This is a genomic window from Kribbella sp. NPDC051770 (assembly GCF_040681455.1).
Lineage (GTDB): Bacteria > Actinomycetota > Actinomycetes > Propionibacteriales > Kribbellaceae > Kribbella.
The window spans coordinates 199,872-211,917 of record NZ_JBFAYT010000010.1 but is presented as its reverse complement, the minus strand read 5'-3'; the positions used below and the strand labels follow the sequence as shown (position 1 = coordinate 211,917).

Genomic DNA, 12,046 nt, shown 5'->3' with positions numbered 1-12,046 from the left:
TACAGATCTGAGGTGAGCAGTGCTTTCGTACTTGCCCCTGTTGTTAATCCTCGCACCGGCGGCCTTCGGGCTGCTCCGTTGGTGGCTCTGGCTCAGGTTGGTTCGCCATGTTCACGACAAGAGCGGGCCCGAGGCGCTTCGGAATCTTCCACCAGTCGCGAAAGCGGTCGCGCCTGGACCGGATGTTCTGCTGGCCCTGCGGCAGACAAGGAGCTCGCAGCGTCGGCGGCGACTTCTCCCCACGGAGGAGGCGACACGTCAGAACTGACCGCATCGTGCCAGTCCGCGAGAAGCTGACCGGCCAGGGCTGAGCACTTCCCTAGCAGGACCCGAGACCCCCGCACCCCCGTACTGGGTGCGGGGGTCTCGCCTTTACCCTGAGCCGTGCGCGAACTGTGGCGGTGGGGCAATCTGCTGGTGGCCTTCCTGGCCGAGCTGGTGGCGCTGGGAATCTTCGCCTGGTGGGGCTGGCAGACGGCGGACGATCTCGCCGGCCGGCTGATCCTGGCGATCGGGCTGCCGGTATTGGCGGGGGTGCTGTGGGGGCTCTTCGCGGCGCCGACGGCTACGCGGACTACGCCGGTTGTTCGGGGTGTGGTGAAGACTGCGGTGTTCGGCCTGGCGGGCTTGGCGCTGTGGGATGTCGGCCATCCGGTGCTTGGGTTGGTCTTCGTGGCGGTTGTTTCTGCCAACCTGCTGGCCATCCGCGTCGGCAAGCTGACGCCTTGAGGTTTCGCCGGTATCGGGCGGCGGACGAGGCGGCGGTGCTGGAGCTGGTCAACGCGGACCGCATCCTCGGTCAGCCACTGGCGACTGCGGCGATGCTCGCCGAGGCGCTTGCCGGGCGGTCTGCGGTTGACAGCAGCTTCTGGGCGGAGCTGGAGCCGCCGGTCACCGAGGTGCTGGAGGCCGACGGGGTGGTGAGCGGCGTGGTCTCGTACGCCGTACGACGGTCGGATCGGGCCGGGGTGATCCTGTGGATGCACTGCCGGGAGGACGCGGAGGTGGCGGCGGAGCTGGTCGCGCACGCGCTTGGCGCGCTTCGCGCCCACGCGCTGGACCGACTTCGCGCGCAGCCGCTAGGCCCGCGCGTTGGTCCCGCGGTGATCGCCTTCGACTTCGCGTCAGCCCTGGGCCTGGGGCTCGAGGCCCTGCCCGTTGGGCATCGGCCGGTGACTCGGGACGCGCTTGTTGCGGCTGGCTTCGCCGGTGAGGATTTGTGGAGCTACCTGCACGCTCGGCTGCCGCTCGCGGGTACGGAGCTTGCGGCCGAGGTCGAGGTGCGCGCGAGCGAGGAACCAGGCCGGCTCGACCTTCTCCTCGTGCGCGACGGCGAGGTGCTGGGGGAGGCGACCGTGGGGGAGCCGGTCGACGGGATCGGCGTGCTGTGGTGGATTGCAGTCGGCGTACGGCGACAGGGGCTGGGCACGGGGCTGCTTCGAGCGGTGGCGAACGTGTTGGCCGAGCGGGGCGCTCGCGAGGTGATCCTGTACGTCGACGACGACGACGCTGCGGCGGACCGGGATCGGTCGGCGGCCAAGGCGTTGTACGCGCGCGCAGGTTTTCGCGAAGTGGATCGGCTGTGGTCGTTCAAGCGTTGAGCAGAGCCCGGAGCGTCGCGCGGTTGTGGTCTGGGGTGTCGGGGATGCCGGTGGACTCGAAGAGGGTGAGGGCGGTTTGCCAGTGGGTGCGGGCGGCGGGGAGGTCGCCGGTGGAGTGGAGGGCTCGGCCCAGGTTGGTGAGGGTGCTGATCTCACCCCAGCGGTCCTGCAGGGCGCGGCTGAGTTCCAGGGACTCCTCGTAGGCGTGGACCGCCGCGGTGTCGGCACCGGTGGCGAGGCGGGCGGTGGCGAGGGTGTCGAGCGAGAACGCGACCGCGCGCTGCTCGCCGACCGCGCGGTTGAGGGCGACGGCGCGTTCGGCTTGCCGGACGGCCTCGTGGGGATCGCCGACCGCCAGGTAGTTCGTGGCGAGATTGCTGTGGTTGCGGGCTTCCTCGATCGGGTCGTCGGCGCCGCGAAGCGCGACGATCGCCCGCTGGTGGTGCGCGATCGCCGCTCGAGGATCGCCGGTACGCCGGTAGAGCCGGCCGAGGTCCGTCAGTGCCCAACCGCGACCGCGGTCGTCGCCGATCAGCTCGAACAGCGTCAGGGACCGGTCGAGGTGCTTGAAGCTCTGCTCGAGGTCGCCGCGCTGGAAGTAGGCCCGTCCGGCGTTGTGCGCGGTCGCCGCCTCAGCCGCGGTGTCACCTGACAGCTGCGCCGCCCGCAGCGCCACCTGCTGGGTGTCGAAGATGTCGTCCAGCGCCCGCGCGTACACCAGGTACGGCCACAGCGCCGCCGCCAACCTGTAGGCCGCCGTGTGGTGCCCATGCCGCTCCGCGTCGTGCACCGCCGCGACCAGCGCCTGCCGCTCCCGGGTGAACCAGGCAGCAGCAGCCGGAGCGTCGCTGAAGCTCAGCGGCTCCAGCCCAGCCGCCGGTACGCCGAAGTCGAGCAGCGGTCGGGTCCGGTCCAGCGCGCTCTTGCCGCTCAGCGCCGAGTGCACGTACCACTCGAGCACCCTCCCGCGCGCCTCACGCCGTACAGACGGCTCTTCCGGCAGGCCAATGGAGTACGCGCGCAGCAGATCGTGCAGCTGGAAGCGATCGCCCGGCGCCTGCTCGACCAGGTGCGCGCCGACCAGCCCGTCCAGGCGCTGCGCCGCGTCGCGCCTCGACGTCGCGGCCAGCGCCGCAACGGCCTCCACCCCGAAGTCCTGCGCCGGCTGCAACGCCAGCAACCGGAAGAGCCGCGCCTGCTCCGGCGCGAGCACCCGGTACGACCAGTCGAAGACAGCCCGCAGCGCGCCGTCGTCGTCCTCGTCGACGTCCAGCACACGCAGCCGATCGGGGTGGTCCCGCAGCTCTCCGATCAACGCCTGTACGCCGGCTGCCGGCTCGCGAGTCACCCGCTCGGCTGCAATCGCCAGCGCGAGTGGCAGCTGCCCGCACAGCTCAGCCAGCTCAGCCGTCTCGGCGCTGCTTGCTTCAACCTGATGCGGCTCGAACGTCGCGGTCAGGTACGCCGCAGCCTCGTCCGGTCCGAAGCGGTCGAGTGCAACCCGGCGGGCGCCCTCCCGCGCGGCCAGCGACCGCAGCTGGCTCCGGCTGGTCACCAGCACGAGGCAGCCAGGCCCGGGAAGCAGCGGGCGTACCTGCTCGGCGTCACGGGCGTTGTCGAGGAGCAGGAGCACCCGGCGGTCGGCCAGCACGGTGCGGAGCATCGCGGTCCGCGCTGGGCCGCGCTCGGGGATCTGGGCGCCGGTGAGGCCGAGACCGCGCAGCAGGATGTCGAGCGCAACGTCAGGGTCCGTCGGCTCGCCGGGGCCGTAGCCCTGGAGGTTGAGGTAGAGCTGGCCGTCCGGGAAGTGCTCGGCGGCCCGGTGGGACCAGTGCAAGGCCAGAGAGGTCTTGCCGACCCCGCCCGGCCCGTGCACGGCGAGGATGGTCAGCGCAGCGCCTTCCCCTGTGCCTGTGGCGGCGCTCAGCGTCTCGAGCCGGTCGAGCGCCTGCGTTCTGCCGGTGAAGCGCGCGGGGCCGGGCGGCAGCTGTCTCGGTGCCACGTTGCCAGGCCGAGCGCGCTTCGGCTCAGTAGCTGCGAGCAGCTCCGCGTGCACCGCGCGCAGCTCCGCCGCCGGGTCGACACCCAACTCCTCGGCCAACCGGCGCCGCAGCTCGTCGTACAAGGTGAGGGCCTCAGCAGGACGACCAGAGCGGCTCAGGGCAGTCAGCAGCCGCAGCCACAGCGACTCGCGCAGCGGATGCTTGGCAGTCAGCTCACGCAGCAGCGGCAGCACCCCGTCATGCCGACCAGCAGCCAGCTCCAGGTCCACCCACCGCTCAGTAGCCGACAGGTAAGTCTCAGTGAGACGAGGAGCCTGCTCCCGCTCCAGCCAGTCCGACCGGACACCACCGAACGGCTCCCCACGCCACAACCCGAGCGCACCCGCCAGTTGCTCGTCCTCGAGCAGCCGAACGAAGCGGAGCACGTCCACCCGCTCCGGATCGATCCGCAGCGCGTAGCCACCAGCAGTGGTGTCCACCTGTACGTCGGGCGCAAGCAGCGTCCGTAGCCGCGCCACAGTGGTGTGCACACTCGGCCGCAGGTTCGCAGGCGGGTCGTCACCCCACAGCCGCTGGCCGATCGCATCAACTGAGACCGACTCCGGCACAGCAAGCGCCAGCACCGCCAGGAGAGTCCGTACGCGCCCAGTCAGACCAGCGACCGGTTCGTCGTTGCGCAGCGCCTCGAACGGCCCCAGCAGCCGGATCTCCACGTGTCGGTCCTCCCGTGTCCTCCCACTCATTCTCGGGGACACCGGGGGCGACCACCCGTGGCAGCGGGTCGATAGGGTGCTGGCGTGCTGAGAGTCGGGTTGACCGGGGGAATCGGATCGGGCAAGAGCTCGGTCTCGCGGCGGCTGGGGGAGCGGGGCGCGGTCGTGATCGACTCCGACGTGCTCGCCCGCGAGGTGGTCGCGCGCGGCACCGACGGCCTGGCCGAGGTGGTCGCGGCGTTCGGCGACGGCGTACTGACCGCCGACGGCGAGCTGGACCGGCCGGCGGTCGGCAAGATCGTCTTCGGCGACGAGGCGGCCCGGCGCAAGCTCGAAGCGGTCATCCACCCCCGCGTCCGCGCGCGGGCGGCCGAGATCGAGCGGGAAGCACCGGACGACGCGGTGGTGGTGCACGACATCCCGCTGCTGGTCGAGACCGGGCAGGCGGACAAGTTCGACCTGGTGCTCGTGGTCGACGTACCGGTGGAGGTGCAGGTCGAGCGGCTGACCACGCAGCGCGGGATGGCCGAGGACGAGGCGCGGCGCCGGATCGCCTCGCAGGCCTCGCGGGAGGACCGCCTGGCGGCGGCGGACGTGGTGATCGACAACGCGGGCAGCCTGGACGACCTGGACCGGCGCCTCGACGAGGTCTGGGAGCAGCTGACCGGCCACGGATCGGACACGAAAGCGTGACCCCTGCGCGGGAAATGATGATTTCCGGCCGGCCTGTACGAGAATCACGCCGGTCCCGCAGGTCCTAGCTAGGGAGAGAGCGTGGAGTGTCCCCGCTGCAGCTCCGAGGTCCCCGACGTCTCGCAGTTCTGCCACCACTGTGGCAGCGGACTGCGGTCGGCGGACCCGGGGCGCAAGAACGCGTACGCCGCCAGGCCGGACGAGCCGGTGGCCTCGTTCAAGCTGGTGTCGACGATCATGCCGCAGGGCTCCGGCCAGCAGCCCTACACCTACAAGGTGGCGCTCGGCATCGCCCTGCTGCTGACTGTGGTGACGGCCGCGCTCGGTGCGCTGCCGGTGGCGATCATGGTGGCCGCGTTCGCGATCCCCATCGTCTACGTGCTCTACCTGTACGACGTGAACCTGTGGGAGGACGAGCCGATCCCCGTGGTCGTGGCGGCGTTCCTGCTGACCGGCGTACTGGCTGCGGTGTTCACCTGGCTCTGGTCGGACCAGATCGGCCTGTCGCTGGACACCATCGGTAGCAACGACGCCGGTCCGGCCGGCCGTGACCTGCTCATCCTGCTGCTGCTCGTACCGGTCGTGTCGGTGCTGATCCAACAGGCCGGCCCGCTCTATCTGGCCTCGCGTCCCCGGTACGACGACCTGATGGACGGCTTCACCTTCGGGGTGGTCGCCGGTGTCGGGTTCGCCTGCTTCGAGACGCTGGTGCTGCACTGGGGCTGGATCAGCGGCGGCTTCGCCGGTCCGGGCTCGGGTGCCGGCACCTGGATCTCGATCGTGGTGCTGCAGGGCTTCGTGAAGCCGCTGATCTACGGCTCCGCGGCCGGGCTGGCCGTGGCGGAGTTCTCCGGGCTCGGCGAGGGCTACGACGGGTTCACGCCGCGCTGGGTGTTCGGCGTGCTGCAGGCGATCGTGGTGAACGCGCTGTTCCAGGGCGGGGTGTACCTGCTCGGGTTCGTCGGTGGACAGGCCTCCTGGATCGGAGCGGTGCTCGGAGTGATCTGGGGCCTGCTGCTGCTCGGCGCGCTGATCGTGCTGGTCCGGACAGTGCTGCACAAGGGGCTGCTGGAGGCAGCGCTCGAGGCGGCCGCTCGCGGTGGATCCAACCACGCGTCCGGTGAGCAGGCGTTCTGCACCCGGTGCGAGATGCCGCTGCTGCCGCACTCGGACTTCTGCTCCGCCTGCGGGAACGCGGTGCGGTCGGTGCCCAAGTCGGAGCGAGGGGTCGTCGCATGAGCAACCAGCAACCGCCGTACCAGGGCCGGCCGCCGCAGCAGCCTTACCAGGGTCAGCCTCCGCAGCAGCCGCCGTATCAGGGTCCGCCGCAAGGGCAGCCGCCGTACCAGGGGCCGCCGCAGGGACAGCCGCCGTACCAGGGGCAGCAGCCGCCGTACCAGCAGGGGCCTCCGCCTCAGCAGCGGCCGCCGTACCAGGGTCAGCCGCCGTACCAGCAAGGTCCGCCGCCGCAGTACCAAGGCCAGCAGCCCTACCAGGGCCAGCCGCAGTACCAGCAGGGCCCGCCGCCGCAGTACCAGCAGCCCTACCCGCCGCAACAGCAGCAGCAGTGGGGACCAGGCCCGCAGTTCCAGCAGGGCTCCCGCGGCGGACAGGGCAGCAAGAAGATCCTGCTGCTCGCCGGTGGTGCGCTCGCTGTCGTGGTGGTGATCGGTGTCGTGCTGGCGCTGGTCTTCGGCCGCAGCGACGACAACAACGTGCAGCCGGGTCCTGACCCGCAGCCGACCGGCCAGCCCACCCAGGGCACCGACAAGGGCATCGAGGTCGGGGAGGGTGTCTTCGTCGATCCGGCCTCGGGGTACCTTCGCAAGACGCTCGAGGGCTTCAAGGGCGTCTACCTGCTCAAGCAGGGGGAGGGCTACTTCATGGTGCAGACGCTCAAGGCGGGCAACGACACCGCCGACACGGTGCTGCCGGTGCTGATCGCCAGCGAGAAGAAGGCGCGGCCCACCGGCTTCAAGGTCAAGCCGGTGGAGAAGGACTCGCCGGCCGCCGGGGACAACTCGCCGGTCAAGCAGGTCTCGACGCAGGCGTTCCAGTCGACCGCGACCGGTCAGGGCGGCAGCTTCGGCGTGATGGGCTTCGTCGGGGTGATCGAGCGCAACGACGGGATCATGACGATCGTCCAGGTGTACGGCCGGCAGGACAAGGCCGAGACGCTGAAGGTGGACACCACCGCCATGTTCCGGTCGGTGGTTGCGAGCCAGTGAGCAACAAGCGCGACAAGGGCCCGGCCGACAACCCCTGGGTCCGCAAGACCGACCCGGACCCGGCTGAGGGGACGGCTCCCGAGGAGGAGCTGCCGCCGTCGCCGTGGTCCCTGGAGGTCCCGCCACGCCCTTCGCCGTGGACAGAGCAGGGCACACCGACCCCACCGGCCAACGGCGGCTGGGGCCGGGCGAGCACTGACCAGCCGACGAAACCTGACCTCCCAGCGACGGGTACGCCGACCACTGGTTCTTCCAGCTTCGGTACGCCGACCGCTGGTGGCTGGGGCGGCGACAAGGCTGCTGCGAGCGGCGCGACCGAGACCAGCTCCGCCTGGGGCGACAAGGTCGGCCCGCCGTCGCTGCGGCGCCCTGAGCCGGTCAAGAAGAAGCCGCCGGTCCCGCCGCTGCTGCTGCCGATCGCCGGTGGCCTGGCCGTGGTGCTGCTGGTGGCGGTGGCGCTCGTCGTACTGACCGGTGGTGACGACAAGGCCAAGCCGCCGACGCCGACCGTGACGACTCCGCCGGCGTCGACGTACACGCCGCCGGCGAACGCGATCGCCGTCGACCACGGGGTCTCGATCGTCCCGGCCAACGGCTGGAGCCTGCTCACCACGGAGACGCAGGGCAAGCAGCTGGTCACCTACGCGCCGAACCGGGAGCCGCTGGCGTTCCTGTGGGTGCGGCAGAAGCTGAACGTGTCCGCGCAGACCTACCTGCTCGGCATCGTCGAGGGCGAGACCGAGAACGAGACCACCCAGCTGGGCGCCGTACGGAACCTGCCGTGCCCGAAGGACGTCTTGGTGGAGTGCGCCGCGATCAGCTACAGCTCCACGGTCCCCGGCAAGGGCAAGGTCCAGGGGTCGGTGGAGGTGTACCGGCGCAAGGACGGGGTCGTGACGGCGCTCGACTTCCGCACCAGTACGACGTACGCCGCGAAAGCCGAGTCCGAGGCGGCCCCGATGAAGCAGTCGGTCATCGACAGCCTGTGATCACCCCGCCCAACCAGTGCGAGAGGCCCTGATGAGTCAGCAGTACGGACCTCCCCAGAACCAGTACCAGCAGCCGGTCCAGCCGCCGCAGCACCAGGGCGGCTGGGGGCCGGGGCCCGGGTACCCGGCGCACTACCGGCCGGGTGGCCGGAAGAACCGCAGGACCCAGTGGATCGTGATCGTCGGCGCGGTGCTGGCCGTCGTACTGATCGCTACTGGTGCGGTGCTGCTGGTGACCTCCGGCAAGAAGGACAACCCGGCAGCGCCGGTCGCCGGTGCGACGCTGACGCCTGCTCCGGTCGGCACGATGTACACGCCGCCCGCGCCCTCGCCGACCGAGACCCAGATCACCAAGGGCCCGTACGACAAGGGCGTCGAGATCGGCGGGGGAGTCTGGTTCACGCCGGCCAAGGGCTGGATCAAGGACCCGGACACCACCCGCTCCGGGCACAGCTACCTGCTGCCCGAGCCGGGCCGGCCGGGCGCGATCGACGGGTACTTCTGGATCCGGCAGACCAAGCTGATGGGCGCCAAGCAGTTCGCCGAGCACCTGGTCGACGTCGAGTCGAACAACCTCGACCACGTGGTGATCGGCAAGGGCAGCTTCCGGCCCTGCCCGAACAAGGCGCTCAAGCTCTGCTACGCGACCAACTACTCCGCTGTGGTCCCGGTCAAGGGCAAGAAGCCGGTCGTGTTCTCCGGGTTCGTGCAGGCCTTCGAGGACCACACCGGGCAGACCACGGCCACCGACGCGGCCCTGCAGCGCGAGGTCTGGCCGAAGCGCAAGCAGGAGATCCTGAACATGAACGGGACCCTGGTCCGGTCCTTCTGAGGGCTTCCCGTACGGCGTACGGGAGCGCGTGTTCGAAAACTGTCGGCGGGTGCCCGTACGGTGGAGGGCATGAGACAGGTCTCGGATCTCCAGCGTATGGTCGCGCCGCTGCAGGTGGTGTCCGACTTCGACCCGGCGGGTGACCAGCCGGCCGCGATCGACGAGCTCGAGCGCCGGATCAATGCCGGCGAGCAGGACGTCGTCCTGCTCGGCGCCACCGGTACGGGCAAGACCGCGACGATGGCCTGGCTGGCCGAGCGGGTCCAGCGCCCGATGCTGATCCTGCAGCCGAACAAGACGCTGGCCGCCCAGTTCGCGAACGAGCTGCGCCAGTTCTTCCCCGAGAACGCGGTCGAGTACTTCGTCTCGTACTACGACTACTACCAGCCCGAGGCGTACGTCCCGCAGACCGACACCTACATCGAGAAGGACTCCTCGATCAACGAGGAGGTCGAGCGGCTGCGGCACTCCGCGACCTGGTCGCTGCTGACCCGGCGCGACGTGATCGTGGTCGCGACGGTGTCCTGCATCTACGGCCTCGGTTCGGCCGACGAGTACCTGAACCGGATGATCCACGTGAAGGTCGGCGACGAGACCGACCGGGACGGGCTGCTCCGCAAGCTGGTCGGCGTGCAGTACGCGCGCAACGACCTGGCCGGGACCCGCGGCACGTTCCGGGTCCGTGGCGACACGCTTGAGGTGTTCCCGGTGTACCAGGAGCTCGCCGTCCGGGTGGAGTTCTTCGGCGACGAGATCGAGCGGCTGATGACGCTGCACCCGGTCACCGGCGAGGTGCTCAGCGAGGAGACCGAGCTCTACATCGGCGCCGCGACGCACTACGTCACCGCCCCGGAGAAGATGGAGCGCGCGATCACCTCGATCGAGGCGGAGCTGGCCGACCGGCTGGCCGAGCTGGAGCGCGGCGGGCAGCTGCTGGAGGCGCAGCGGCTGCGGATGCGGACGACGTACGACATCGAGATGATGCGCCAGATCGGCACCTGCTCCGGCATCGAGAACTACTCGCGCCACACCGACGGCCGCGAGGCCGGGACGGCACCGCACTGCCTGCTCGACTACTTCCCCGAGGACTTCCTGCTGGTCATCGACGAGTCGCACGTCACCGTCCCGCAGATCGGCGGGATGTACGAGGGCGACATGTCCCGCAAGCGCACCCTCGTCGAGCACGGCTTCCGCCTGCCCTCGGCGATGGACAACCGGCCGCTGCGCTGGGAGGAGTTCCTGGAGCGGATCGGCCAGACCGTCTACCTGTCCGCGACCCCGGGCCAGTACGAGCAGGACAAGTCCGACGGTTTCGTCGAGCAGATCATCCGCCCGACCGGCCTGATCGACCCCGAGGTGATCGTCAAGCCGACCAAGGGCCAGATCGACGACCTGATCCACGAGATCCGGATCCGCGTCGAACGCAACGAACGCGTCCTGGTCACCACCCTGACCAAGAAGATGTCCGAGGACCTCACCGACTACCTGCTCGAGATGGGCATCCGAACGCGCTACCTGCACAGCGAGGTCGACACGCTGCGCCGCGTGGAGCTCCTCCGCGAGCTCCGCATGGGCGAGTACGACGTCCTGGTCGGCATCAACCTGCTCCGCGAGGGCCTCGATCTCCCCGAGGTCTCCCTGGTCGCGATCCTGGACGCCGACAAGGAAGGCTTCCTCCGCTCCGGCCGCTCCCTGATCCAGACCATCGGCCGCGCGGCCCGTAACGTCTCCGGCGCCGTCTTCATGTACGCCGACAAGATCACCCCGTCGATGGAACAGGCGATCGACGAAACCAACCGCCGCCGCGCCAAACAGGTCGCCTACAACCTCGAGAACGGCGTCGACCCGCAGCCCCTGCGCAAGAAGATCGCCGACATCACCGACATGCTGGCCCGCGAGGACGCCGACACCGCCGAACTCCTCGGCAACGGCCGAACCCAGTCCCGCGGCAAGGCCCCCGTCCCGGGCGGCGGCAAGAAGGCCGGCGAAAAGGCCAAGGAACTGGCCGGCGGCCTCCCGTCCTCAGACCTCGCCGACCTGATCCAGCAACTCACCGACCAGATGCACACCGCCGCAGCCGAGCTCCAGTTCGAGGTAGCGGCGCGCTACCGAGACGAGATCTCGGAGTTGAAGAAGGAACTCCGCCAAATGGTCAACGCGGGCGCGAAGTAGCCGCGGCCCGGCGCCGGCCGGCGGAAGCAAGACAGCTCCCGCCAGCCAGACCGCCGCCGACCAGAGGCAACTCCTGCGACCAGCGTCTGCAGTCCTGAGGGATTCCCGCCGGCCCCACCCTGGGGACCAGAGGCAACTCCTGCCACCGCCCTGCGGGCGTGAGTCAGTTCCCGCCACCGCCCTGCAGGCCTGAGTCAGTTCCCCACCCGCGCTCCAGACGCGAAGCAGCTCGCGCCGGCCGGTTCGGCGTACACCTGTTGGAGCGAGCTGCTGCTACTGCCAAGCGGGAGCACGGCTGTTGGAGCCAGACGATCGCGGCCGGTCATCTTCGCCCGGTTCGCCACGTGCGCGCCGTACGACGACGCCGTCCGGGCCAGCTCCATCGTGTGCTGGGCGTCGGGGCTACTCGCACCAGCGAGCTACCGGCGCGAGCCCGGCTCGGTACCCCAGCGGATCCACGCCCACCCGAGCAGATCCACGCCCACCCACGCAGATCCACGCCCACCCGAGCGGATCCACGCCCACCCAGGCAGATCCACGCCCACCCAAGCAGATCCACGCCCACCCACGCAGATCCACGCCTACTCGAGCGGATCCACGCCCACCCACGCAGATCCACGCCTACTCGAGCAGATCCACGCTCAGCCGGCACCGGGTTGCCTCCATCGACGCCTTCGCCGGAGCACCCCGCTCAGGTGCCGGCCTGAGACGAACCGCCGCGCGCGGGCGAGCGATCGCAGACCCGGCCCGACCGGGGCCTGCCCCTGCACCCCGACAACAAACGCCTCTCACACTTGCTGCGGGGGTGTGCTGGA

The 12,046-nt window shown here is 70.2% G+C and carries 9 protein-coding genes; 8 read left to right on the top strand and 1 reads right to left on the bottom strand.

The genetic code is table 11. The annotated features are described in order from the left end of the window. Positions 1 to 384: 384 nt before the first annotated feature. Entirely contained in the window at positions 385 to 729 is a 345-nt protein-coding gene (locus AB0M01_RS29960; RefSeq protein ID WP_363675376.1) for a YrdB family protein, read from the top strand. Next, positions 726 to 1,601 (top strand): GNAT family N-acetyltransferase, encoded by an 876-nt coding sequence (locus tag AB0M01_RS29955; protein ID WP_363675374.1) that lies wholly within the window; start codon positions 726 to 728, stop codon positions 1,599 to 1,601. Before AB0M01_RS29960 ends, AB0M01_RS29955 begins: the two co-directional genes overlap by 4 nt. Here AB0M01_RS29955 and AB0M01_RS29950 read toward each other — a convergent pair. Next, positions 1,591 to 4,317, bottom strand: a complete 2,727-nt coding sequence (locus AB0M01_RS29950; protein WP_363675372.1) for a BTAD domain-containing putative transcriptional regulator — start codon at positions 4,315 to 4,317, stop codon at positions 1,591 to 1,593. The genes AB0M01_RS29955 and AB0M01_RS29950 overlap by 11 nt on opposite strands. An 84-nt stretch (positions 4,318 to 4,401) precedes the next feature. Here AB0M01_RS29950 and coaE point away from each other — a divergent pair, with 84 nt between their 5' ends. The 6 genes from coaE to uvrB all read left to right on the top strand — a co-directional run bounded on the left by coaE (position 4,402) and on the right by uvrB (position 11,231). Further along, entirely contained in the window at positions 4,402 to 5,010 is a 609-nt protein-coding gene (gene coaE / locus AB0M01_RS29945; protein WP_363675370.1) for a dephospho-CoA kinase, read from the top strand. Between the two features lie 81 nt (positions 5,011 to 5,091). Then, positions 5,092 to 6,249, top strand: coding sequence for a PrsW family intramembrane metalloprotease (locus AB0M01_RS29940; protein ID WP_363675368.1), 1,158 nt, complete (start codon positions 5,092 to 5,094; stop codon positions 6,247 to 6,249). Then, positions 6,246 to 7,238 carry a hypothetical protein gene (locus AB0M01_RS29935; protein WP_363675366.1) on the top strand — a complete coding sequence of 331 codons (993 nt, stop codon included), beginning with the start codon at positions 6,246 to 6,248 and terminating at the stop codon, positions 7,236 to 7,238. Before AB0M01_RS29940 ends, AB0M01_RS29935 begins: the two co-directional genes overlap by 4 nt. Continuing rightward, positions 7,235 to 8,227, top strand: coding sequence for a hypothetical protein (locus AB0M01_RS29930; RefSeq protein ID WP_363675364.1), 993 nt, complete (start codon positions 7,235 to 7,237; stop codon positions 8,225 to 8,227). Before AB0M01_RS29935 ends, AB0M01_RS29930 begins: the two co-directional genes overlap by 4 nt. A gap of 31 nt (positions 8,228 to 8,258) precedes the next feature. Continuing rightward, entirely contained in the window at positions 8,259 to 9,059 is an 801-nt protein-coding gene (locus AB0M01_RS29925; protein ID WP_363675362.1) for a hypothetical protein, read from the top strand. Positions 9,060 to 9,128: 69 nt separating this feature from the next. Next, positions 9,129 to 11,231 (top strand): excinuclease ABC subunit UvrB, encoded by a 2,103-nt coding sequence (gene uvrB / locus AB0M01_RS29920; RefSeq protein ID WP_363675360.1) that lies wholly within the window; start codon positions 9,129 to 9,131, stop codon positions 11,229 to 11,231. Positions 11,232 to 12,046: the final 815 nt, after the last annotated feature.

Coding starts and splice junctions, on each gene's coding strand:
- AB0M01_RS29935 (WP_363675366.1), top strand. CDS start 6,246: ATGAGCAACCAGCAACCGCCGTACCAGGGCCGGCCGCCGCAGCAGCCT.
- AB0M01_RS29925 (WP_363675362.1), top strand. CDS start 8,259: ATGAGTCAGCAGTACGGACCTCCCCAGAACCAGTACCAGCAGCCGGTC.
- uvrB (WP_363675360.1), top strand. CDS start 9,129: ATGAGACAGGTCTCGGATCTCCAGCGTATGGTCGCGCCGCTGCAGGTG.